18 protein-coding genes are annotated in these 23500 nt (G+C 60.7%); 5 read left to right on the top strand and 13 right to left on the bottom strand.

Translation table 11 applies throughout. The annotated features are described in order from the left end of the window. Positions 1-230 precede the first annotated feature (230 nt). Positions 231-1727, top strand: a complete 1497-nt coding sequence (locus J3U87_RS33990) for a hypothetical protein (RefSeq protein WP_237380494.1) — start codon at positions 231-233, stop codon at positions 1725-1727. A gap of 612 nt (positions 1728-2339) precedes the next feature. Here the strand turns inward: J3U87_RS33990 and J3U87_RS33985 are convergent. The 4 genes from J3U87_RS33985 to J3U87_RS33970 form a co-directional block, all read right to left on the bottom strand. Then, on the bottom strand, positions 2340-3686 hold the full coding sequence (locus tag J3U87_RS33985; protein WP_237380492.1) for a PQQ-binding-like beta-propeller repeat protein: 1347 nt from the start codon (positions 3684-3686) through the stop codon (positions 2340-2342). 83 nt (positions 3687-3769) lie between these two features. Next, positions 3770-4450, bottom strand: a complete 681-nt coding sequence (locus J3U87_RS33980; protein WP_237380491.1) for a hypothetical protein — start codon at positions 4448-4450, stop codon at positions 3770-3772. A gap of 299 nt (positions 4451-4749) precedes the next feature. Next, positions 4750-5451, bottom strand: a complete 702-nt coding sequence (locus tag J3U87_RS33975) for a glutathione S-transferase family protein (RefSeq protein WP_237380490.1) — start codon at positions 5449-5451, stop codon at positions 4750-4752. A gap of 139 nt (positions 5452-5590) precedes the next feature. Beyond that, positions 5591-6481 (bottom strand): AraC family transcriptional regulator, encoded by an 891-nt coding sequence (locus J3U87_RS33970; RefSeq protein WP_237380488.1) that lies wholly within the window; start codon positions 6479-6481, stop codon positions 5591-5593. Between the two features lie 245 nt (positions 6482-6726). Here J3U87_RS33970 and J3U87_RS33965 point away from each other — a divergent pair, with 245 nt between their 5' ends. Next, positions 6727-7683: an alpha/beta hydrolase gene (locus J3U87_RS33965; protein ID WP_237380487.1), complete on the top strand. Its 957-nt coding sequence runs from the start codon at positions 6727-6729 to the stop codon at positions 7681-7683. Between the two features lie 150 nt (positions 7684-7833). On the opposite strand, the gene acs is transcribed toward J3U87_RS33965, so the two are convergent. The 7 genes from acs to J3U87_RS33930 all read right to left on the bottom strand — a co-directional run bounded on the left by acs (position 7834) and on the right by J3U87_RS33930 (position 18719). Next, positions 7834-9792 carry an acetate--CoA ligase gene (gene acs, locus J3U87_RS33960; RefSeq protein ID WP_237380486.1) on the bottom strand — a complete coding sequence of 653 codons (1959 nt, stop codon included), beginning with the start codon at positions 9790-9792 and terminating at the stop codon, positions 7834-7836. A gap of 15 nt (positions 9793-9807) precedes the next feature. Continuing rightward, the gene (locus J3U87_RS33955; protein ID WP_237380484.1) at positions 9808-10935 is read right to left on the bottom strand and encodes a hypothetical protein; all 1128 of its coding nucleotides are present in this window, start codon (positions 10933-10935) and stop codon (positions 9808-9810) included. Between the two features lie 198 nt (positions 10936-11133). Then, entirely contained in the window at positions 11134-12804 is a 1671-nt protein-coding gene (locus J3U87_RS33950) for a sodium:solute symporter family protein (protein WP_237380482.1), read from the bottom strand. After that, complete coding sequence (locus J3U87_RS33945) at positions 12801-13061, bottom strand: DUF4212 domain-containing protein (protein WP_237380480.1); 261 nt, start codon at positions 13059-13061, stop codon at positions 12801-12803. The genes J3U87_RS33950 and J3U87_RS33945 overlap by 4 nt, the downstream gene beginning before the upstream one ends. 631 nt (positions 13062-13692) lie before the next feature. Continuing rightward, positions 13693-15009, bottom strand: a complete 1317-nt coding sequence (locus J3U87_RS33940; RefSeq protein ID WP_237380478.1) for a sigma-54-dependent transcriptional regulator — start codon at positions 15007-15009, stop codon at positions 13693-13695. Further along, the gene (locus J3U87_RS33935; RefSeq protein WP_237380477.1) at positions 15010-17928 is read right to left on the bottom strand and encodes a sensor histidine kinase; all 2919 of its coding nucleotides are present in this window, start codon (positions 17926-17928) and stop codon (positions 15010-15012) included. Between the two features lie 203 nt (positions 17929-18131). Continuing rightward, on the bottom strand, positions 18132-18719 hold the full coding sequence (locus J3U87_RS33930; protein WP_237380474.1) for a TetR/AcrR family transcriptional regulator: 588 nt from the start codon (positions 18717-18719) through the stop codon (positions 18132-18134). A gap of 71 nt (positions 18720-18790) precedes the next feature. Here J3U87_RS33930 and J3U87_RS33925 point away from each other — a divergent pair, with 71 nt between their 5' ends. Beyond that, on the top strand, positions 18791-19414 hold the full coding sequence (locus J3U87_RS33925; RefSeq protein ID WP_237380472.1) for an NAD(P)-dependent oxidoreductase: 624 nt from the start codon (positions 18791-18793) through the stop codon (positions 19412-19414). Here J3U87_RS33925 and J3U87_RS33920 read toward each other — a convergent pair. Beyond that, positions 19408-20346, bottom strand: coding sequence for a LysR substrate-binding domain-containing protein (locus J3U87_RS33920; protein ID WP_237380471.1), 939 nt, complete (start codon positions 20344-20346; stop codon positions 19408-19410). The genes J3U87_RS33925 and J3U87_RS33920 overlap by 7 nt on opposite strands. A 106-nt stretch (positions 20347-20452) precedes the next feature. Between J3U87_RS33920 and J3U87_RS33915 the strand changes: the two genes are divergently transcribed. Then, positions 20453-21061 carry a LysE family translocator gene (locus J3U87_RS33915; protein ID WP_237380469.1) on the top strand — a complete coding sequence of 203 codons (609 nt, stop codon included), beginning with the start codon at positions 20453-20455 and terminating at the stop codon, positions 21059-21061. A gap of 584 nt (positions 21062-21645) precedes the next feature. After that, positions 21646-21861: a hypothetical protein gene (locus J3U87_RS33910; RefSeq protein WP_237380467.1), complete on the top strand. Its 216-nt coding sequence runs from the start codon at positions 21646-21648 to the stop codon at positions 21859-21861. Positions 21862-22232: 371 nt separating this feature from the next. Here the strand turns inward: J3U87_RS33910 and J3U87_RS33905 are convergent, their stop codons facing one another. Continuing rightward, positions 22233-23039 carry an arylamine N-acetyltransferase family protein gene (locus tag J3U87_RS33905; RefSeq protein ID WP_237380466.1) on the bottom strand — a complete coding sequence of 269 codons (807 nt, stop codon included), beginning with the start codon at positions 23037-23039 and terminating at the stop codon, positions 22233-22235. Positions 23040-23500: the final 461 nt, after the last annotated feature.

Here is a 23500-nt window from a genome sequence, read left to right as displayed (position 1 = left end):
TGTAACCGGGCATCGGAAAGGCATTCGGTGCCATGGATCTGTCGGCCTCGGCGGCATCGAAGCCGGCAGGGCGTTTGAAAGAAAAAAATGAGCAAGGTGATATTTGTGTTAATTTGAAATTAAAATAAAAGTACGGTTTTGTCCCGGGGAAACATTGGGTGTTGTTCTGAGAAAATCTAAAGTTTTCCAGAACGAAGCATCTGCGTGTGCTCGTCGCAAGGGGGTAGGTTATGAAGCTTTTCACCATCGGTGACAGCATTTCCCAAGGGTTCATGTCGGCGGCCGCGGCGCGGACCGATCTGTGTTACTCCACCCTGATCGCGCGGTGCCTGGGCCTCCAACCCGGGCGGGATTACCTGTTCCCACGCTGGGAGCTGGGGGGCCACCCCGCCAATGTCGAACTGCTCTTGCGGCGCCTTCAGAAGCTGTACGGCGGCGATATTTTTGGGCCCATTGAATGGCCGATGGCCATCACCACCGCGATGCTCTTTCTCGACAAGGTGGAAGACCACTTCGAACGGGGCGAGGGTGCCATCGACAAGCATCATCCGACCTGGACACCCGACCTCCGAGTGCGCCAGGATCCCTGGTTTCACAACGTGGCGTCGCGCGGCATGACCGTGGCCGATGCCTTCAAGCTCACCCCCGCCGTGGCTCGTTCCCGGATGAACAAACCACTCGAGGACAACGTCTTCGGAATCACCCAGTTCAGCTTCGATCGAACGGCCCATGCGGTGTTGAATCCCTCGGGCGACGACGCCTTCCGGGATCACTCCCCGATCGGGTGGCTGCGGCGGCACGCTCGCGACAGGTCGGTGGGCGGCGTCGAAAATCTCGTCCTCTGGCTGGGTGCCAACAATGCGCTCGCGACGCTCCTCGAAATGGAGATCCGCAGCACCGAGGGCTGCGACGATGTGGACCAGCGGTTTCTGCGCTATGCCGACTTCAACCTCTGGACGGCGGCCCACTTCGAGGAGGAGTACCGGATCCTGATCGACCACGTCGTCGACGCGATGCGGGCCAATGTCTATCCCGACTGGCACGTCTTCGTGGGTGACGTGCCGGCGGTCACCGTCGCGCCCCTGGCTCGAGGTGTCGGCGAACGGATCGAGGCGCCCGATCCATTCGGGGTCCTGACCCCTGGCGGAGGCCCAGGAACACCTCGCACGGCATCGTATTGGCAGTACTACACCTATGTCGTGTTCAAGAATATCGACGAACCGGATCCCAGCCTCAGCCTGGACTTCGAGGAGGTGTACCGCATCGACAAGACGATCGCCCAGTACAACCAAATCATCCGTACCGTGCTGCAAGAGGCCAATACACGGCTGGGGCAGAACCGGTTCGTGGCCGTCGAAACCAACAAAACCCTGCTGGAGATGGCCTTCCGGCGCAACAACCGGCGACCGGCATCCTTGCCAGGACCGTTGGAGGGGCTCGTTCCCAAACCCGATACCCGCTACTACCACACGACGCGGAAGGGCCATCAGATCGAAGGCGGCCTCTTCAGCTTGGACGGCGTGCATCCCTCGGCCATCGGTCAGGGGATCATCGCCCACGTGTTCATCGAGGCCATGAAGGCGGCGGGCGTCGCGGTTCCCCACTCTCTGGACTGGGACGCCATCATCGCCTCGGACACGCTGCGCACCCAGCCGATTCGGTTGATGCACGAACTCTACGACAATTCACGCCTGGCTCATTTGGTTCTGTCCTGTATCCGCCAATGAGCCTGCGGGGGTGTGTCGGGCTGGGTGGCCTCCACATCTACACCGGCGACGCCTCACTTTGGTTCCGGGAAAGGCAGGGAATCTTCCCTGCCTCCGCGGCCTCTCCTGAAACAAAGTGGTGTATTCAACCTGAGCTGGGTCTTGCCGTCGTCTAATCTTGATCAGGAAGGCAAGAATAATGGAAACCAGGAAAAGCTGGACCATGATGTGACACCAACGCCGATCCTTTCCTGGTTTCCGATGTTCATGGGTTCCTGCTTGATTTTTTGAATGAACGACCCATGGCCCTTCGCGAGAATCCAGGTGGTCTGTTTCTTTCTCGAAATCGAGCTGGGTATGCCCGCTTGTTCGCGGCTCTTATGTAACGAACTATGTAAAGCTTGAAGATAAAGCTAAAAACCTAAGAGGGTGGATATTCGGGGAGTTCGTCGAAAAATGTCGGCCCGGCGCCCTGGGCGGGCCCGGCACCTACTGCAACGACGCCCCTCTCACAAATGCGGGAACTCCCAAACGATTCGCTTCGATTAGTTACCCACCTGAAACCCGGTGGTCCGGCAATCCGGCCCCCGGCCTGGGCGGCGACTCGGTGGTGAAAAAATCCTCCGCGCCCTCTCATTTTCCGGGAGCCGCCTCCGCGCCGCCAACCGTCTTCGCCTTCAGCGAGTACCGCTTGATCTCGCCGTCGTTCCGCACGAAGACCGACCCGTTGGCGAAAGCCGGATGGACCCACACCACATTGCGGTTGTAGGTACGCGTCGTCGGCTCGATCAGGTGGGTCCGGTCGATCTCGCGGTAACCGTCCCTGCTGAGCTTGGCCGAAATCAGGTCGCCGCGCTCGTTGAAGATGTAGTAGTGATCATGGTTCTTCACCAAAAAGGCAGTGGCGTATTTGGCGGGTCGGGCCCCGGTCGTCGGTTCCAGGGTCGACCACAACAGCTCGCCGGTTTCCATCTCGATGGCGATCAAATAACCTCGGGTATCGACCCCGTAAACCACACCCCGATCCACCACAGGCGTGCTGTTTCCCGTGCTTAGCGACCGCCCGTCGTGTGCCTGCCAGGCGATTTGGGGCGTCACCTCGGTTCCCTTCCATTTGAAAAGGGTGGGGACCGTACCGATCCCACTCACGAACAAGCCGTCGCCCCATTTCTGGGGGGCGGTCAGGGACATGCCGGCGTTCGCCTTCAAGGGAATCGACCAGAGCACCCGACCGCTTTCCGGCTCGAGGCCGTTGATCGATTCGGGGTGCCAGACCAGCAACTGTTGTTTCCCGGCGTGCGATACGAGCGTCGGTGGGCAATATCCCGGCTCCGATGCGGAAAGGGCCCGCCAACGCTCGTGGCCGGTCTTCTTGTCCAATGCGACCACCGTACTGCCGTCGCCCCCGGCTAGCGTGATCAGGAGGTCGTCGACGATCAGGAGGTGACTGGAAAAGCCCCAGAACGGGATCTCCGTTTGAAAGGCGCGAGGCAGATCCAGCGACCACAGAAGCTCGCCCGTCTTCACCTGGAGTGCGGCCACATGCCCGTTGGTGCCCAGGGCGTAAACGCGATCACCGTCGACCGTCGGCGTCGTGCGCGGTCCCGAGGCGTAGGAAACCTGGACGGACACGGGGTATTCGTAAACCCAGAGCTGGCGACCGGTGGCTTCGTCGAAGGCCAGGATCCGCTCGCGTCCGGTGACCTTGTCGCGGGCCGAGGCGTTGTTGGTCAGGGTGCCCGATCCCTTGACGAAATCGGTGACGAACACGCGGCCGTCGGCCACTGCCGGGCCGGCGAACCCCAGTCCGATGGGCATCTGCCACACGGTTTCCAACCCGGATTTCGGGAACCTGGTCATGACCTGCTCTTCCTGCCAGGTGCCGTCGCGTCGCTGCCCCATCCATTGGGGCCAGTCTTCCGACCTGGCCGGCGGCATCCACATGAGGAAACACATCATCAGGACAGTCCATCTCGTCAAGGTGGCACTCCTTCGCATACAGAGCCGTTTCCAGATGGCTCCTTTTCGATGGGCTCGGGTCTCGCTGGTCAGGATCTTCCCCGTCATGGCGTCGGTCGATCCCGGTCACTCGGCGCACTCGGTGCGGACGAGGCCGCTTTGGCTGGCTCGGCACCCGCTTGCCGTGTTTCACAGCAACTACCTTGGGCCTGGGTCGAACCGCACCCGGCTTTTTTGGCGGAACCGCAACTACCAGACTTGCCGGTGTCGCCGCACCCACCTGCAGCTTGGTTTTCCGGCCGATGCAGCCATTCGTGATCGGCGACCGCGAGCATGCCCGATGCGAAGACCGCCGCTTCCCATCGATCGGGCGTGGTCAGGGTCGGCTCGGCGATTCGGTTCGCCTGGTTCGGATCGGCGGACAGTCGTTTCAACCAACTCGAAAGTGCAACCCCGTTCAGGAAAAGTACCGATTCCGCGGCTCGACCATCGCTGGTTTCCGGGAGGTCGACGATTTCGAGCCGGACCTGAAAGGCACGATCTCGCAGGTTGGTGCGAAGGCGATCGATGCCCCGCTGGACACTGGCATCGATCGCCGCCAAATCCTGTTGGGCTGGGGCGGGTCGTTTCCAGCGAACTTTGATCTCGGCCGGGGGAAGGGGGTCGGGCGTCGCACGACAACTGGATTTGGAAGCGGTCGTCTTCGAGGGGGGCGCCGCCCCACAGGTGCCGGCCGGAGGAGTGGTACACAGCAGGGTCATGAGTGCGATCTGAATCAGGGTCAAGAGATACCTCCACAGAACTGACATAAGGGTGATATTAGAAAGACGAGGAACGGACGAATGGATGCAAAAAAGACGGGAGTTCGCTGTTGTCGATCGCCTAACTTTCTGAGAAGGAATATGTTGTGTCTGGCTTGCTCGTAGGCTTGTTTGGGCGAGGGTCGTCGGTGAAGGCGCATGGGGAAACGCGCAGGGGAAGCCGCTTGGACGCTTTGTGGCAGGGCTGGACGCAAAACCTATAGGTCTCGCGTCCAGCTCGAATGGTTTCGCAGGGCTACTGGGTCATGAAGGTCGAAACGATCTCAACAACAGTCTCTCGTGGCACACTGATCGTCCGAGATACCCGAGCATTCATTCCCTTTACCCAGATAGGTTCGATCCGACAGGTAAAAGCGCGTGAACACATCGACGAAGTCTTCCGGTACCGATTTTTCCGCAAGCCCTGTTTGAAGCAAATGCCGCTGCCATTCCTTCGTTTTGGGATAAGCCTGCAAAAAGTCGAAGCAGGCGTGTTTTTCGATGATGTGGGCTCGATGCAGCAGGGGCAGCCAGGCGAGATCGACCTTGCTGAGGTCTTTGCCTTTGAAGAAAGGCCCGTCGCCGAGCACCTTTTCCACTTTGGCAAATGCTTTGCCCAGTTTGGCCGCTCGTTCTTCCAGCGTCGCTTTGTCCCCGCTTCGCTGAGCACTGCATTGGACCAGGTAGTGTTTGCTGGCCTGATAGCTCCATGCCCGGTCCAGGGCTTTGTCTTCGTTGCTCACCCGGTCTTCGATGGGTCCGAATTCATCGTCCAGATATTCGACGATGGCGTCGGATTCGAACAAGGGCGTTCCGGCTTCGGTAATCAACACGGGAACCTGCCCCGTGGGAGAAATGTCGAGAAACCATTGAGGTTTCTCCTCGAGGCTGATGTACGACACTTCGTATGGGATTCTTCTGGCTTCCAAGGTTCCGATGACTCGCTGGACAAAAGGGCAAATTTTCAGGCTGACAATTTTGATCATGTTCGTCCTCCGGTGTTTGGATGTCGTGTTCTTACCGAAAGACGGGAACCCTGCCGGCTGGACGCAAAAATCGCTACGTTTCGACCAATCCTTGGAAATACCCTTGGCGCGCACACGCCTGAAGCAAGTAGCCGAGCTCCTACACGAAGGGTTCCCGCGCCGCACCTTTTCCCCATTGCCGAGGGGACTTGCCGAAGTGGCGTTTGAACTCGCGGCTGAACTGAGACGCACTGCCATAGCCCACGCTTTCGGCGGCCTGGCTGATCGGCATTCCTTGGGCGATGTGCATGGCCGCTTCGCTCAATCGGAGCAATTTGATGAATTGCAGGGGGGAGTGGGTGGTGGCCTCCCTGAAGCGGCGATCGAACACCGCACGACTCATCCCGGCGTGCTCGGCCAGGTCGTCGATCGACAGCGGCTCTTCCAAGTTGTTCCGCAAGTAACTCAGTGCGCGCGAGAGGTTGTGTGACGTTCCGAAGGAATGGCGAATCATGGGCCCCGCCTTACCCTGAATCACCGCGAAAAAGAGCTCTCGCAAGCGGCCGGGACCCAGGAGACGCACCGAAAGCGGATCGTCGAGCAATTGGAGGAGACGTAGAAGCGCCGTGACAAAAGCTTCGCTCCATGCCGCCACGACCAGTCCCGGAATGGTTTCGGCAGCCTTGGGATTTGGCAATGGTCTGGCGCCGGCTTCGTACTCGATCAACATCTCGGCCATGGCCCGTGTCTCGAGACTGATCAGCAGACCCAGGACCGGTTTTTCCGGGGTTGCGTGGGGCACTTCGCCCTCCACCGGGAGGGGCATGGTCGCGCACATGTAGTGTTCGTGGTCGTAAGTGAATGCCGCGTCGCCCAGATAGGCGCGCTTGCTGCCTTGCACGATGATGCACAGGGATGGGCTGTAGACGCCGGCAAGGCGCTCCACCGGCTTGCACAATCTGAAGAGTTGAACCCCGTCGAAGGGGGTGTCGTGTACACCCTCGGAGGATGCATGGCGGGCGACCAGTTCTTGAACTCTCGTTTGTTCCATGGCCATCAAAATACCCTGTTTTTGATCAATCGCCATCGATGAAATTGGATTAGGCAAGTATTCGAGGGGTTCCCGCCTATTTTGGTCTCGACGCAGCCTGTACCATGCAACCTGAGAAAACGGCTCGGATCGGCGCATCCATCGGGACTCCTGCCCGGTGGGAGCCTGAGCGATGGGGAAGGCCCGAATCAGGCGAGCCTCCGCCGGAGCCGAAGCTTTCAACACAAGCGTTAGGAGTTGCCCATATGACGAATCCCATCAACGCCACTGCCATCGAAGCGGGTAAGAATGCGATTACTTTCACAAGCCAAGGCTGCCAGTTGGCCGCTCATCTCTATACACCCGAAGGATTCGATGAGACGGGAAGTTACCCGACCGTGATTTTCTCTCCGCCGTTCAATCAGGTGAAGGAACAGACCGGTGCCGTGTACGGCCGCCACCTAGCCGAATTGGGTTATGTCTCGCTGGTCTTCGACCACCTCGGATACGGTGACAGCGAAGGGGACATTCGCAACTACGAACACGCGTTCACCAAAATGGAGAGCATCCGCGATGGCGTCAGCTTTCTCGGCACGCTTCCTTTCGTGGATCGCGGGAAACTCTTCGGTTTGGGTGTCTGTGCCTCCGGGGGGTATATGGCGCTGGTTGCGACGACCGACAAGCGCTTGAAGGCCATCGCCACGGTTTCGGGCATGATGAGCAACAAAGCCAGTTTTTTCCAGACCATGAATCGAGAGACCGTCACCGCGGTGATCGCGGCCGCCAATGCGGGCCGGCAGAAGACCTACGAGACCGGGGAGATCGAATACATGGATGGCCTGGGCTACGAGACCGAAGACGTGTCCCAGTTACCGAAGGACTCCGCCCGGTACGAGGGATATGAATTCTACATGACCGAGCGAGCCGGAAAGCAGACCTATTCGAATTATTCCCACTTGGTTCCGACCTTCATGCAGGAAGGTACCATGTTGGCCGATGCCCAGACGTATGCACCCTATCTCTACACACCCTACATCGGCATCTATGCGGAAAAGGCGCTCCAGGATACGGGCCCGCTCACGGTTGCCTTCCACGCGGCGGCCAGCGAACCCAAGGAACTGGTCGAAATTCCCGGGGCCAGCCACGTCTCGCTCTACGATGTCGACGCCGATGTGCGCCGTGCCGTGGAGGCCATGGACCAGTTTTTCAAGAAACATGCGTAAGCCGTCGTGGTGGCGTGGGGGTCCACTCGGCACGGGATGACCGGGGGGCCACCCGGAAGCGAACCCGGGCTGAACGACCCCCGAACGAGAAGATGGCATGCCCGCGGCCGGGGATCCGCGGGCATGCCACCGATTGGGGAACCACAAAGGTCAGGGACTGACGCGGGTCGGGCTGCAGTTCTCGTGATGGGCTTCGACGATGTGCTCCACCACGTTCGGGTCCGCCAGGGTCGTGAGATTGCCCAGTTTTTCGTATTCGTGCTCCGCGATTTTACGCAGGATTCGGCGCATGATCTTGCCGCTGCGGGTCTTGGGCAGGCCCGACACGATCAACACCTCGTCCGGCCGGGCGATCTTGCTGATGTCGCGCGTGACCTGCTCGCGCACGCTGAACGACACGACGTCGTGATCGCTGCTCTCGGCATCGGCCTGCAAAACCACGTAGGCGAAGATGCCGGTGCCCTTGATGGCGTGGGGGAAGCCGACCACCGCCGATTCGGCGACCAGCTCGGCGCTGTTGATGCTGGCCTCGATTTCCGCGGTGCCCAGTCGGTGACCGGAGACGTTCAGCACGTCGTCCACCCGACCCGTGATCCAGTAGTTGCCGTGCTCGTCGCGACGGCAGCCGTCACCGGTGAAGTAGTAGCCCGGGTAGGTGGAGAAATAGGTGTGCAGGTAGCGCTCGTGATCGCCCCAAATGGTGCGTGCCATGGAGGGCCACGGCTTGGCGATGCACAAGTGACCCGTGACGTCGTTGCCGTCCAGGCGCTCGCCGTGCTCGTTCACTAGAATCGGTTCCACGCCGAAGAAGGGCAGGGTCGCCGAGCCGGGCTTGACGGGGTTGGCCCCCACGATCGGCGTGATCATCATGCCGCCCGTTTCGGTCTGCCACCAGGTATCCACGATCGAACAACGACCGCCGCCCACTTTGTCGTAGTACCACTGCCAGGCCTCCGGGTTGATCGGTTCGCCCACCGTGCCCAGCACCCGCAGGCTGGACAGGTCGCGGCCTTCCAACCATTGATCGCCCTTGGCGGCCAGGGCGCGGATCGCCGTCGGTGCGGTGTAGAAGATGTTGACGCCGTGGCGCTCGACGATGTCCCAGTAGCGATCGGGGTTGGGGAACATCGGGGTCGATTCGAACATGATGGTCGTCGCCCCGTTGGCCAACGGACCGTAGATGATGTAGCTGTGGCCCGTGATCCAACCGATGTCCGCCGCGCAGAAGTAGATGTCGTTTTCGCGGTAGCCGAACACCGTTTCGTGGGTGTAGCTGGCGTAGGTCAGGTAGCCGCCGCTGGTGTGCAGCACGCCCTTCGGCTTGCCCGTGGAACCGGAGGTGTAGAGGATGAACAGCGGATCCTCGGCGTGCATCCACTCGGCGGGACAGTAGGCCCGCTGGGCTTTCATGGCCTCGTGCAACCAGTGATCGCGACCCTCCACCATGGGCGTGTCGGCCTCGGTGCGGCGCACCACCAGGACGCTGTCCAGCTTGGCCAGGCCTTCGCAGGCCCGGTCGCAGATCTGCTTGAGCGGCAGGACCCGTCCGCCGCGCAGCCCTTCGTTGGCTGTCACGATCACCCGGGCGCCGCAGTCCAGAATGCGGTCGCGCAGCGAATCGGCGGAGAAGCCGGCGAACACCACCGAGTGAATGGCGCCGATGCGGCAACAGGCCAACATGGTGTAGGCCAGCTCGGGCACCATCGGCAGGTAGATGCAGACCCGGTCACCCTTGCGCACGCCGTGGGCCAGCAGCACGTTCGCCATGCGGCACACTTCCCGGTGCAACTGCTTGTAACTGATGTGCTGCGTGTCGGCGGGATTGTCGGCCTCCCAGATGATGGCGGTCTTTTCGGCCCGTGTCTTCAAATGGCGATCGAGGCAGTTGAAGGACACGTTCAGTCGGCCTCCGGAAAACCAGTTGACCGAGCCGTCGGTGAAGTCGCCCTCGCGAACGGTGTGGTACGGATGAAACCAGGTCAGCCGCTGGGCGACCCGATCCCAGAAGGCGTTGGGATCTCGCTGGGCGGCCTCGTAGGTCTGTTGGTATTCGCGCATGCCGTGGATGCGGCCCTGACCTTCCTTGGCCGGGAAGATGTCGATGGTCATGATGTTCCCCTTGAATCAAAAGATGTAAGCCACGCTCAAAGTGAAGCGCTGGCTGTCGATGTTGGTGCGATCGCGCTGCTCGGTATCGATGTGCAGCACTTCGATGCCGTAACTGAATTGCTTGCTCAACTTGCGTTGGTAGTTGGCGAAGATCACCTGGTTTTCCACGAAGGGGGCGGTGGCGATGATGCCGCCAACGCCGTCGCTGAGATCCTCCTCGTCGGGATGGTCCAGACCCACACCCAGGTTGAAGTGGTTGCGGTCGCCCATGGGCAGGTGCACCGAGACGAAGCCGCCGCTGGAGCGGATGGTATCCGCCATGACGGGGTTGTAATCCAAGCCGTAGCGGATGAACTCGCGACCGTGACCGGCGCCGTGCCACAGCTCGCCCTTGATGGAGGCCTTGCCGCCCAATCCCGTCTTGAACTCGAGAACCGTCAGGAAGGGATCGTACTCGATGCCGTTCACTTCCACCGAGCGATAGCCGGCGCCCACGGCGACCAGGTGGCCGTCGGACTGCCAGGCCAGGCGGCCGATCATCCAGGGCCATTTCTCCTGGCTCTCCTGGTCGTTGGAGATACGGTGTTTCATCAACGAGCCCAGCCATTGGAACTTGCCCGACTGTTTGCGCACGGTGAGTTGGGGCACCCGCCACCAGAGGTTGCCGCCCCAGGCGAGAATGCCGAAATCCACCATGCCGGGGTTCTGTTGGCCCAGCGGAATCCAATCCTGACCGAGCCGAAAGGAAAGGTCGTTTTTCTCCAGCTTCACGTAGCCCAGCCGCAGGCGCGGGGTGAGGTTGTTGCCGGCGTTGTCGCCGTAGAAATCGGCTTCGGCCACCAAACCCGCGTGCCAACCGTCGAACACGGAGTGGGTTTTGAAGCCGAGGCGCGTGTCGCGCGGGTTGAAGTTCACCTCGTCGGAGGCTTCGCCCGTGACGTAGGTGGCGAAATCCGTATTGCCGCGAATGTCCTCGGTATCCAGGTGGGTGTTCATGATCACCCGCCCCCAGAAACCCATCTCGACGGAGCTGGAAATGCGGATTCGGTGTTCGTTCACATCATTATCTTGTGGCCCTGCCACGGCGCTCGCCACCAGGCATAGCGCCGCCATCAGCACGCGGGCACAACGCTGCTGTCTCATAGTATCCCCCCTATGTACATGCAGATCTCGTGGTTCTCGTTTGGATCGGTGGCTTTCGCGCTTCGCGAGTGCGGGCTGCGGGGCGAGGGTGCCGGGCGATGGTCGCACCCGGCGGTGGAACCCTCCGAGGGCCGGCCGTCCGAGAGCGGCCGTCCGAAAGCGGCCCTCCGGAAGCGGCCCTCCGCAACCTCTCGGGTATCAACCCGGCAGGCGAATGCGCGCCACCATCTCTTGGACATCCCGCGGTGGCGGGGGCGTGAACAGACTGACCGCGATCGAGACCACGAAGTTGACGATCATGCCCAGGGTGCCGATGCCTTCGGGCGAAATGCCGAACCACCAGTGTGCCGCGTTGTTGGTTTCGGGGAACAGGAACTTGAAGTAGACGATGTAGGAGGTCGTGAACAGGAGACCCGTGATCATGCCGGCCACGGCGCCTTCGCGGTTCACCCGTTTGCTGAAGATGCCCAGAATGATGGCGGGGAAGAAGCTCGAGGCCGCCAGCCCGAAGGCGATGGCTACCGTCGCCGCCACGTAGTCGGGCGGATTCACACCGAAGTAACCGGCCAGAATCACGGCGCCGCCGGCGGCGATGCGGGCGAAGCCCAATTCGCGCCGTTCCGAAAGATCGGGGTAAAAGCTCTTCTTGAGCAGATCGTGGGCGAATGCGGTGGAGATCACCAGCAGCAGCCCGGCCGCGGTCGAAAGCGCGGCGGCCAGACCGCCGGCGGCCACGAGGGCGATGATCCACGACGGCAGGTCGGCGATTTCGGGATTGGCCAACACCATGATGTCGCGGTCGATGTCCAGTTCGTTGACGGCACCGTTGCCGCTGTAGGTGATCATGCCGTCGCCGTTCTTGTCCGTGAAGCGGATCAGCTTGGTGTCCTCCCAGCGGGCGAACCACTGGGGCACGTCGGCGTAGGCCCGTTCGGGAATGGTGCGCAACAGGTTGGTGCGGGCGAACGCGGCCACCGCCGGTGCGGTGGTGTACAGAATGGCGATGAACAGCAGGGCCCAGAAGGCCGAGACGCGCGCGCCCGATACCTTGGGCACCGTGTAGAACCGCACGATCACGTGGGGCAGTCCGGCCGTGCCCACCATCAGCGCGGCGGTGATGAAGAAGACGTCGATCGTGCTCTTGCTGCCCCCGGTAAAGGTGGCGAAGCCGAAGTCCCTGTTCAGTTGATCGAGCACATCCAGCAGGTAGGCCCCGGAGCCGTCGTTGAGCGTGTCGCCGAAGCCCAACTGGGGGATCGGGTTGCCCGTGATCATGATGGAGATGAAGATCGCCGGAACCATGTAGGCGAAAATCAACACGCAGTATTGGGCTACCTGGGTGTAGGTGATCCCTTTCATGCCGCCGAGCACCGCGTAGAAAAACACGATCAGCATGCCGATGACCACGCCCGTGTTGATCTCGACATTCAGAAAGCGCGAGAAGACGATGCCGACCCCGCGCATCTGGCCGGCGACATAGGTGAAGGACACGAAGAGTGCGCAGAGTACCGCCACGATCCGCGCCACGCGCGAGTAATAGCGGTCGCCCACGAAATCGGGCACCGTGAATTTGCCGAACTTGCGCAGGTAGGGCGCCAACAACAGCGCCAGCAGCACGTATCCGCCGGTCCAGCCCATCAGGTAGACGGAGCCGTCGTACCCGACGAACGAAATGATGCCGGCCATGGAGATGAACGAGGCGGCACTCATCCAATCGGCGGCGGTGGCCATGCCGTTGAAGATGGGGTTGATTTCGCCGCCCGCGACGTAGAATTCGCCGGTGCTGCGGGCCCGTGACCAGATGGCCAGGCCGATGTAAACCGCAAAACTGAGTCCTACGATCAGGAAGGTCCAGGTCTGAACGCTCATGAATCGGCCTCCTCTGCCCGGTATTGGGCGTCGAGCCGGTTCATGAGTCCCACATACACGAGAATCAGGACGACGAACGTATAGATGGAGCCCTGCTGGGCGAACCAGAAGCCCAGTTGGAACCCGCCAATTCTGATTTGGTTGAGTTGCTCGACCCATAAGATGCCGCAGCCGAACGACACCAGAAACCACACGCTGAGTATGGCGGTCAGATATTTTAAATTGGTGTGCCAATAGCGTTTGCCATCACCATGCATTGGAGTCCCCCCTCGATTGGCCCACCGCAGGTGAAGTCCATCCGAGGTGTGACCAAATCCATATTTTTTTCGATCGATGAAATCGCGATCGAACGAGGGTGCAGGCTCGGTGCCAGGATTTGGAACGTTCTTAAAGGTTTAGATTCAAAAAAGTTGATGTTGGTTTGGCGATGGCGACCACCGATCCCGTTTCGTTTCGTAACAAAGGCGCATTACGAAAAGAAACACGGTGACACGAGCCGCCGGATCTGATCTTTCCGACTTTCCATCCCGATCGGCGGTGATTTCGGATTTTTACCACTGAGGTCACAGAGGAAACGGAGTGAAGTTGCTTTATTTTTTTAGTTTATGTATCTGATCTTTCCGGTGTGTTCTTCCTGGAAACCACGCATCCTGGCTTATCTTTGGCTGAAAGAAATTTGCCCACGAATCACACGTATTGACACGAATTCAGATATCACTCCCGGATCCTGCGCATTTCATTTCTAATCGATGGTGGGATATGTTTCTTCTCGGCTATGTTGTGCCTGTCTCCGCGGCCTCTGGGAACTCTGTGGTAAAAAAAGACTTACGCATGAACACCCCTGCACCTACCGCTCAGTGGTTTGGCAAGACCTTGGCGCGCCTCGGGCTAGCGCAGCAGGCCCCATTTGCGTCGTTTCTCCCAAAGGGTCTTGCGCGTGATGCCCAGCATTTTTGCGAGTTCGGTCTCGGAAAGACGGTCCTGGTGTTCCAAGATGACTTTTTTGGTGTAGGCCTCGATGGAGAGCGCGCCGCGATCCTGGGCATCGATCGGGTTCATCCCCGCTCGCAACGCCGTGGGCAGGTCCGATTCTTCGATCTCCTCGCCTTGGCTGATCAGCGCACAGCGTTCCACGACGTTCTGCAACTCGCGAATGTTGCCAGGCCAACCGTGCGCTTGTAGTTTGGCGAGCGCTTCGGCCGACATGGTCTTGCCGGATTCGTGTCGCGCGAGATAGTGGGCCACCAACGCCGGAATGTCTTCGCGGCGGTCGCGCAGGGGTGGGATCGACATCGTAAATAGGTTGATGCGGTAATACAGATCCTGGCGGAAAGTGCCGGCCGCGATGGCCTGGGTCAAGTCCTTGTTCGTCGCCGAAATCACGCGGATGTCGACCTTGCGCCCGCGTGTCCCGCCCAGGGGGCGCACCTCGCCGTCCTCCAGCACCTTGAGCAGCTTGACCTGCATGGCGAGCGGCATGTCACCGATTTCATCCAGAAAGAGGGTGCCGCCGTCGGCAGCCACGAACAAGCCCGTTTTGTCGGAGACGGCGCCCGTGAAGGCGCCCTTGACGTGACCGAACATTTCGCTTTCGATCAAATGCTCCGGCACGGCGCCGCAATTGATCGCCATGAAGGGTTTGGTCGCACGGGCCGAAGCGGCGTGGATGGCGCGGGCCAAAAAGCCCTTGCCCGTGCCGGTTTCACCCAGCAACAACAGGTTGGAAGAGGCCGAGCGCGCCACCATGCGCAGTTCGGCGGCCATGTGGCGCAGGCCCCCGTCGATGCCGATCATGCCGTCGAAACCGTCCGGTGTTGGGGCGTCCGACCGGTTGTCGGCGGTACCGGCGAGCGCCGTCCGCACCAGCCGGCGCAGGGCGTCGTGTTTCACGGGTTTGAGCAGGTAATCGTAGGCTCCGGCGCGCAGGGCCCCGATCGCGCTGTCGAGCGCGCCGTAGGCGGTCGTGATGATAAAGATGGCGTCGGCATCCATCGCGCGAATGCGGGCCAACATCTCGATGCCGTCCATGCCTGGCAGATTGATGTCGGAAATGATCAGGTGATAGCGGGTGGCACGGCACAAAGCCAGGCCTTCCTCCGCCGTGGCGGCACTGTCCACCTGATAGCCCTCGCGCCGTAACACCCGCTGTAGCGATTGGCGCAGGGTATCTTCGTCTTCGACAATCAGGATGGTCGGGCTCATCATTCAATCCAGCTCATCTGCCGCGAGGGGCAGGCGTATCTCGAAGCAGGCGCCGCCGCCGGGGGCTCGGGTCAGCACGATACTGCCGTTGTGGTCTTTGACGATGCTATCACAGATGGAAAGACCCAAACCGGTCCCGGCTCGAGGTCCCTTGGTCGAGAAAAAGGGTTCGAAGATGTGTTCGGCATCGTCGGGGCTGACTCCGGCGCCGGTATCGCTGAAGCTCAGGCCCACCTGGCCCTCTTCCAGCCAGGTGCGGATGGTGAGCGTGCCGCCGTCGGGCATGGCGTCGCGGGCGTTGAGCATCAGGTTCAGGCAGAGCTGCTGCAGGCGGTCGCCGTTCAGCGGGATGGGTGGCAACGAGGCGAAGGACGTCTCGATGCGAATGGCTTTGAAGCTCTTGTCGTAGGCCACCAATTGCAGTGCCATGTCGACGGCGTTCTGCAGCAGTCCCATCTGTTTGCGCTCGGGCTGGAGGCGGGCGAAATCGCCCAATCCTTTCAGGATGCGGGAGATGCGATCGATGTGGTGGTCCACGGTTTCCAGCGAGGATGTGGTGAACGCCGAATTGGGTTCGTCCATCATCTCCTGAACCAGCGAGGAGATGGAAGCCAGTGGATTGTTGATCTCGTGGGAGAGCCCGGCGGCCAGCCGGCCGATCGAGGCGTGTTTGGCCCCGGCCAGTAGCTGTTGTTCCATGCGGTGGCGTTCGCTGACGTCTTCGAGAATCAACACGAAGCCCCGCTCGGAGCCGGTCAGGGCGGCCACGTGCGCGGTAAATTGGGGGCCATGCTTCCGCGAGGTGCGGCATTCGTGATCGCCGACTTGAATCTGTGGTGCCAGCGGGTTGGGCTCCAGCATGCCCAGCACCCGGGCCGCGGGTTGGCCGAGCGCTTCGTCGGCGGGGATGCGAAAGAAGCCGGTCATCGCCTGGTTCCAGTAGCGAATCATGCCGAGTTCGTCGACGGTGCCGACGCCTTGGGGCAAGCTTTCGATGATGTTCTCGCGAAAGGCTTTGAGTCCCGCCAGTTGGCGGTTCACCACGGCGAGATCCTGGCGCGACAGCCGCAGGGTCTGGGACATGTCGGTGATTTCTTCCAATAGCGATTGGCGTTCCATGTCCGTGTAGGAGTCGCGGTGCTCGAACACCATGTTGGCGATGGACGAACCCAAACTGGCCGAAAGGGCGCGTTTGGCCTCCTCGCGCAGGTGGTGTAGCTGCGCGCCGTCCAGTTGACCTTCCTTCCATTGGTGGCTCTCGAGGTAGCCGTCCACCACCTCCGCCGCGGCCGGTTTGCCCAGGTACCGTCCCAGCGTGCGGCGAATGCGCGTCGCGTTCATGCCCGCGGGCATGACGCGCGGGATGTAGGACGCCACGAACCGCAGCGCCTGGCGTTGCTCCGTTTCCGATTGGCGGGTGAGGAGGGACACCGAAAAGTAGAGCCCGATGTTGAAACTGAGCTGCCAGAAGAGTGCGTGGGTCCAGCGGTCGAGGCCATCGAACCCGAACAGGGCGTGGGGGTTCCAAATCGGATGCTCGAGCAGGGGCGCCATCCAGGCGAGCCCGTCGAACCAGCCGCCTTCCGCCAAAAGCGGCAGGACCAGGGTATACACCCAAACCGCGAAACCGGCGATCACGCCGCAGAGCGCGCCGTTGCGGTTGCCGCCCTTCCAGAACAGGCCACCCAGGGCGATGGGCGCGAAGATGCACACCGCCTCGAAACTCATGAGGCCCAAGTCGACCAACGAGCGGCTTTCACCCGCCACCATGGCGAACAGGTAACCGGCCATCACCGCGCCGACGATCACCAGGCGCTTGAGCCAGGTGAGCAGCCCGGGAATGCGGCGGACCCGCTGGAAATTGAAGAGGAAGGGCGAGATGATGCTGTTCATGAACATGTTGGCGATGGCCAGTGATTCGACGATGATCATGCCGGAGGCGGCGGCGAATCCGCCGATGAACACCAGCAGGGCCAGCCAGGATTGCCCCGCGGCGGTGGGCAGGGTGAGCACGTAGGTTTCGGGGTGGCTGTCGGCGCCTTGGGTGATCAGGCCCGCCAGCGCCACTGGCAGGACGAACACGTTGAGCAGCAATAGGTAGGCGGGGAAAAGCCACATGGCGGTACGCAGGTGGCGAATGTCGTGGTTTTCCACCACGGCCATGTGAAATTGTCGGGGCAGAAACACGATCGCCACGCTGGCCAACAGCAGGTTGGTGTGCCAATTGATCGGATCGAAAGATGCCGGAAAGTTCAAGGCCGCCGTTTTGGCTTCCAGGTCGTCCACCGAGGGCAGCACCATCCACACCACGTATAGGCCGACGGCCAGAAAGGCGGCGAGCTTGACCACCGCTTCGATCGCGACCACCAGGGTGAGTCCTTCGTGTTTCTCCGAGACGTCGTGGCCCTGAACGCCGTAATTCGCCGCGAATAGCGCGATCAAGCCCACCAACACCAGCCCGGCCCAGTGCGAGGTCGACCCGGTCAGCAACGAAAAGGTGGTGAGAATGGCCTTGATCTGCAGGCCCAGGTAGGGACTGATGCCGACGGCGGCGACCAGGGTCACGATCGCCGAGAGGGCGAGCGAATGGCCGTAGCGGACGCCGATGAAGTCGGCGATGGTGGTGATGCGCTGTTCCCTCGCGATGGTGATCAGCTTGCGCAAGACCACCCACCAGAGCACGGCGGAAAGGGTGGGGCCGAGGTAGATGGTGAGGTAGAGCAGGCCGTGCTGGGTGGCCTGGCCGACCGAGCCGTAGAAGGTCCAGGAGGTGCAGTAAACGGCCAGCGACAGCGTGTACACGTAGGGATTGGCCACCAGGGAGCGGCCGCCCTTGCCGAGGCGCTCTGCGTAGGAGGCGATGGCGAACAGCAGGCCCAGGTAGGCGGCGGTGATCAGCAGCAGGGTCGAGGTGTGGAACATGGGGCTACCGACCTTGGAGATAGGCCAACAACCCGATCATCGCGATCAAAAAGGCCCAGGCCGCATAGAAATATTTGGCGAGAACCGGCTCGAAAATATTGATGGCGGGGTAACTGAACATCATTAGGCCAAGGAGGAAGAGGCAAATAAAAGCGTCTTTGCGGTTCATGAGCCAAGTATAGCGTCAATTCGGGCGGGCAGGGTCAGTTCGCCACGAAAGTCCGATGCGCCACGGTCTGCATCCACTGAATGTATTGACTCGCGGGCCAGCCGCAATCCTGGGTCAGTTGCTCCCAGTTTCGCACGGACAACAGGGTCCAGAGCATGTCCGTGGCCCGCTCGGCCGTCCATTGCGGGGCCAGGTCGCCGTCGGCGGCGAGTGCCTCGATGGCGGCGCGGCAGCCGTCCCGCATGGCCTGCATGCGTTCGCGCCAGGCGGTTGCGGCGGCTTCGTCCGTGTCCTGGGCCAGAAGGAGGGCCTTGGCGACCGGGTAGATCTCGGGGATGTAGTTGCCCCAGAACTCGATGTAGCGGGCGAGGCGGTCCGCGCCGGTGGTGGCGGCACGCGACGGTTCCAGGCGGTGCTCCAGGTTCAGTTGTCGATCCAGGTGTCTGGTCGTGGCTTCCAAGAGTTCCGCGCGTGACGTGAAGTGAAGATAAACCGCCTGCCGAGAGATGTTTGCAGCTTTGGCGATGTCGCCCATTCGGACGCCCTTGCCGCCACGATCGGCCATCAGGCGGACGGAGGCATCGAGAATTCGGGTTCGCGTATTTGCATCGTGACTTGACATGGTGTCAAGGTTGCCATATGTTTGACATCGTGTCAATTGACACTGTGTCAAGTTGCAAAAAGGAGTGAAGCATGAACGTTTTCATCATCGGCGCTACCGGCACCATCGGCCGGCAATTGGTCAACCAGGCACTGAACAAGGGGCATTCGGTCACCGCATTCGTGCGGAACCCTTCAAAGTTGGATATGGAGCACGTCAGGTTGCGCATCGTTGCCGGCGATGTCATGGACCCGGCCTCGCTCGAGCGGGCATTGCCGGGGCATGACGCAGTTCTCGTCGCCCTGGGTGCGGGCGCCAAGGGGCAGGTTCGCGCGACCGGCACGAGCCACGTCGTCGCGGCGATGAAGCGTCTCGGTATCGGGCGGCTCGTGTGCCTGTCGAGCCTCGGGGTGGGCGACAGCCGCGCCAATCTGAACTTCTTCTGGAAGTACCTCATGTTCGGATTGTTGCTGCGAAAGGCCTATGCCGACCACGTCGCCCAGGAACGGCTCATCGTCGAGAGTGGGCTCGAATGGACGATCGTCCGGCCTGGTGCTTTCACCGATGGCGATCTGACGGGCCACTATCGCCACGGCTTTTCCCCTTCGGCTCAAAACCTGGCTCTCAAGGTATCCCGCGCCGATGTCGCGCACTTCATGCTCCACCAACTCGATTCGAACAAGTACGTGGGGATGACCCCCGCCATGTCCTACTGAGGATCAGGGGCGGGCCTCGCGTCCGTGGGGATTGCGGTCGGCTGCCTGCTCGCTTGATCGCGGAGCCAGTCGATCACGGCCTTTACCGCGAGGCGCGGGGTCACGCCTTCCGGCAGGGCGATCCAGTAGGCGTTGGGTAGATGCAACCGAAGCTCGTCGAAGGGCTGAACCAATGTCTGCGCGGCAATCTCGTCCGCGGCCAATCTGGCACGGGCCAGGGCCACGCCCAATCCCTGGACCGCCGCCCGCAAAACCAGATCCGACGAGGTGAATCGCGGGCCGCGTTGCAGGTCGACGCCGTCCATCGCGACGATCGATCGCCACGATTCCCAGGTCGTGCTCGGATCGCGGTCGTGGAGCAGCGGCAGGTTCGCGAAGGCCTCGGCCGATTGGGGGTGACCCTTTTCCTCCCATAGCGTTTTCGACATGACCGGGACCAGCCAATCGTCCATCAACGGCGTGCAGTCTAGCGATGGCCAGGGTCCGCGGCCCATGCGGATGCAGAAGTCCGCGCCTTGCTCGCTGGGATCCACTGGTCGCTGGTCGGTCACGATCGAGAGCTCGATGCCCGGAAACTGCGCTTCGAAATCTGGCAATCTGGGCAGCAGCCAACGAATCGCGAAGGAGGGCACGGTGGAGACGGTCACCGCGTTGGCCGGCTTCGATTCGCGCAGGCCGGCCACGGTCTGCGCCAGTTCGCGCAAGCCCTCGAGTGACGCCCGACCCAGGCTCTCGCCCTCTGGCGTGAAGGCGATCACGCGGTGCGACGGCCCTTTCACCAGCAAGGGGCGACCCAGCCAGGATTCCAGTTCGCGAACGTGGCGGCTCACCGAGGAGTGAGTCACCTGGAGGTAGCGGGCGGCGGGTCGGATGCCGCCCAATTCGTAGACCGCGGCAAAGGCACGAATCGCATTGAGAGGTAAATCACGCATGGTCTAAATATTAGACCAAAAATGACGTTTTTGAGACCAGAAATTCCATTGAGCGCTTGCTAACCTGAGGGTGCCGAAATCGAAGCATGAGGAGGGCACCGCAGAAATGTTGATGGAAGGTTATCTGGCCGTGGCGGGCTTTGTGACGGTCGCCGCGGTGACGCCGGGCCCGAACAACCTGATTTTGTTGGGCGCCTCCGCCGAGGGCGGGTTTCGTGCGGCGCTGGCGCCCATGGGCGGGGTGCTCGCGGGAACGCTTGGGCTCCTGGTCCTCTCGGACATCGGGCTCGGTTACCTGCTGGTATCGCGGCCATGGCTGCAACGCCTGCTTTCGGTGGCCGGCAGTTCCTACCTGCTATTGCTCGGGCTGAAGATGATCGGCGCGGCCCTTGTGGCGCGGGCCGAGGCGAGCGGGTCGCCGAAGCGGGTTTTGCCGCGCACCGCCCTCGGCGTGGCCTTGTTTCAGTGGCTCAACCCCAAAAGTTGGATCGCGGTGCTGACCGCCACGGCCGCGACCGCCGGAGGCGAGCCGTCCCGTGACCCGGATTGGCGGTTGTACGCGCTGTTTTTGGTGATTCCACTCGCGGCAATGACGGTTTGGGTGCTGGCCGGCTCCGCCATCCACGGGCAATTGGCGCAGGAGCATCGAAGGCGATGGTTCGATGCGACGATGGGGATCTTGTTGGTCCTTTCGGCGTTCCTGCTCTTGATTTAAAATTCAGATTACGTTTATGTAACAAGCTTGAAGATATGTGGTTGTGAGTGCCTGTCCCCATGCAGCCCATGCTTCGACCTTGGATTGGTCTTGCCATCTACGAAAAAGATCAGGAAAACAGGAATCTTGGAAACCAGGATAAGCATTGGGCGAAGGTGCAGCCAAAAGCGCGGGCCTTCCTGGCTTCCGATCTTCCTGGATTCCTGATTCAATATCAGGGTGAAAAACCCATGTCCCTGCGCGAGAAACCAGGTATGGCGTTTCCTTCTAGATGTTTGTGGGTGCCTGTCCCCATGCCCCATGCAGGCCATCCCCCATGCAGCCCATGCTTCGACCTTGGTTTGGTCTTGCCGTCCCCGAAAAAGATCAGGAAAACAGGAATCTTGGAAACCAGGATAAGCATTGAGCGAAGGTGCAGCCAAAAGCGCGGCCCTTCCTGGCTTCCGATCTTCCTGGATTCCTGATTCAATATCAGGGTGAAAAACCCATGTCCCTGCGCGAGAAACCAGGTATGGCGTTTCCTTCTAGATGTTTGTGGGTGCCTGTCCCCATGCACTACCATGCAGGTCGCCCGTTGGTTGCCCATGCAGCCTAAGCTTCGACCTTGGATTGGTCTTGCCGTCATCGAAAAAAATCAGGAAAACAGGAATCTTGGAAACCAGGATAAGCATTGGGCGAAGGTGCAGTCTAAAGCGCGGGCCTTCCTGGCTTCCGATCTTCCAGGGTTCCTGATTGGATTTCAGGGTGAAAAACCCATGTCCCTGCGCGAGAAACCAGGTATGGCGTTTCCTTCTAGGTGATTATGGGTACCTGTCCCCGAGTTGCCCGAGTTGGCCAAGATCGGTAACTTGGAAAATTTGGTCCAATCGGCTTATCGGGTATTGCACAGCCGGGTCCCGTAGCAGGTTGCCGCAATTGGGACAAGAGCCGTCACCTGGGTTTGCGCGGTAGCGACACTCCTCGCACTCGACGGTCTTGCAGATATCGCAGAGTTCAAATTGAAAACTGCAAAGACGGTCACCACATTGGTTACAAACCCGTTTGAGATCTTCCACCCATACCTCCGGCGAGCCGTCTTTATCTCAATTATACCTCGAGATGATGATGGGTGCCTGTTCCTATACTGAGCGGTAGGTGCTGCGGGCGGGCCTGATTGGTGCCCGCTCCTGAATCAGCTTTGGTCGGGTCTGTAGAGCAGCCGGGCCAGGGAGGCATCTTCGGGGAGCGCCACCTGGAAATGCCGCTGGAGGAGGTCGCGGTACGCCGATTCGGTTTCGATGGGTTCGACGTGCCGGCCGTCCGCCGTGGACCGAATGAACCGGCCATTGGAGATGGTCGACCTGCCGTCGGGTGTGGCGATCGAGCAAACCGATTTGTGGCTGAAGCTCGACTCGGGGTTCGTCTGTTGGTAAAGGCACATCTCGTGGTAGGCCTCGATGTCGTGGCCCTGGAGGGTGAACAGGTACTGGTGTTGCCAGGTTTCCCCGGGTTTCCGCTGTTGCATGACCCACGCGTCGCCATCTTGTTGGATGCGGTAACCGACACCCAGCGGCTCCCGCGTTTCGGTGGCCAGGGGGAGGGGCTCGCGAAACGAATCGCCGAAACCCACGTCGGCGATCACCGATTGCCCATCCAGCGCCACGGAAAGGGTCATGTGGTCGAAGTGCCTGCCGTAGGCGCCGTTCTGGTAGACCTGGGCCGACAGCATGCGGACTTCGAAACCCAAAGCCGCGAGCAGGCGCGAGAACAGGTAGTTCAGCTCGTAGCAGAATCCGCCGCGACGCCGGTATACGATCTTGTCGAAGAGCGCTTCGAGTGACAGGTCGATCGGGGTGCCCAGGGGAATGTCGAGGTTCTCGAAGGGGACGCGGTACATGTGGGCGAGGTGAAGTTGTCGCAGGATTTCCCCGTTCGGTGTGCGATCACCGACGAATCCGATGCGATCTAAATATGCGTCTATCTGATGTGGATCCAGCATGGTTCTCTCCTGAGTTCGTGCGTGGTTCACGACTTGAACGAGGCTAGCGGCCGCGGCAACCCAAGCGGCGTTTCTGCAATCGAACGAATTCGCCGAATCCTAACACGGCTCCCAAACCGTGTCGTTCGGAACCAAACACGGTCAAAATTACTTTGTGAGGGATATTGGCGGTTACAGCGTTTTTTGTGGCTAAGACGATGTCTTCCATGCGACAGACTTTTCCTGGACGCGAATGATGTTCCCATGATTCGGAGACTCGGCGCAGCAAGAACAGTCTCGGAAGGATCCTCGAGTGGCCTCGTCAGGACTGGTCAGATCACCACATCGGTTTGGGTGCCCACGGGTTGCGATGTGGAGTTCAGTGCTGCGCTCGGGCCAAAATCAATACGAGCACCATCCTCTGGATCCATCCTGAGGATTGAAAAAACTTTAATAAACTAAAATCATATATTCTACATGGT

It is taken from the genome of Sulfidibacter corallicola (assembly GCF_017498545.1).
GTDB classification, from domain to species: domain Bacteria; phylum Acidobacteriota; class Holophagae; order Acanthopleuribacterales; family Acanthopleuribacteraceae; genus Sulfidibacter; species Sulfidibacter corallicola.
The sequence above is the reverse complement of the archived record's forward strand: the minus strand, read 5'-3'. Positions and strand labels throughout refer to the sequence as shown.

Coding starts and splice junctions, on each gene's coding strand:
- J3U87_RS33910 (WP_237380467.1), top strand. CDS start 21,646: ATGCAGCCTAAGCTTCGACCTTGGATTGGTCTTGCCGTCATCGAAAAA.
- J3U87_RS33905 (WP_237380466.1), bottom strand. CDS start 23,039: ATGCTGGATCCACATCAGATAGACGCATATTTAGATCGCATCGGATTC.
- J3U87_RS33965 (WP_237380487.1), top strand. CDS start 6,727: ATGACGAATCCCATCAACGCCACTGCCATCGAAGCGGGTAAGAATGCG.
- J3U87_RS33920 (WP_237380471.1), bottom strand. CDS start 20,346: ATGCGTGATTTACCTCTCAATGCGATTCGTGCCTTTGCCGCGGTCTAC.
- J3U87_RS33930 (WP_237380474.1), bottom strand. CDS start 18,719: ATGTCAAGTCACGATGCAAATACGCGAACCCGAATTCTCGATGCCTCC.
- J3U87_RS33925 (WP_237380472.1), top strand. CDS start 18,791: ATGAACGTTTTCATCATCGGCGCTACCGGCACCATCGGCCGGCAATTG.
- J3U87_RS33975 (WP_237380490.1), bottom strand. CDS start 5,451: ATGATCAAAATTGTCAGCCTGAAAATTTGCCCTTTTGTCCAGCGAGTC.
- J3U87_RS33915 (WP_237380469.1), top strand. CDS start 20,453: ATGTTGATGGAAGGTTATCTGGCCGTGGCGGGCTTTGTGACGGTCGCC.
- J3U87_RS33945 (WP_237380480.1), bottom strand. CDS start 13,061: ATGCATGGTGATGGCAAACGCTATTGGCACACCAATTTAAAATATCTG.
- J3U87_RS33990 (WP_237380494.1), top strand. CDS start 231: ATGAAGCTTTTCACCATCGGTGACAGCATTTCCCAAGGGTTCATGTCG.
- J3U87_RS33940 (WP_237380478.1), bottom strand. CDS start 15,009: ATGATGAGCCCGACCATCCTGATTGTCGAAGACGAAGATACCCTGCGC.
- J3U87_RS33950 (WP_237380482.1), bottom strand. CDS start 12,804: ATGAGCGTTCAGACCTGGACCTTCCTGATCGTAGGACTCAGTTTTGCG.
- J3U87_RS33935 (WP_237380477.1), bottom strand. CDS start 17,928: ATGTTCCACACCTCGACCCTGCTGCTGATCACCGCCGCCTACCTGGGC.
- J3U87_RS33970 (WP_237380488.1), bottom strand. CDS start 6,481: ATGGAACAAACGAGAGTTCAAGAACTGGTCGCCCGCCATGCATCCTCC.
- acs (WP_237380486.1), bottom strand. CDS start 9,792: ATGACCATCGACATCTTCCCGGCCAAGGAAGGTCAGGGCCGCATCCAC.
- J3U87_RS33955 (WP_237380484.1), bottom strand. CDS start 10,935: ATGAGACAGCAGCGTTGTGCCCGCGTGCTGATGGCGGCGCTATGCCTG.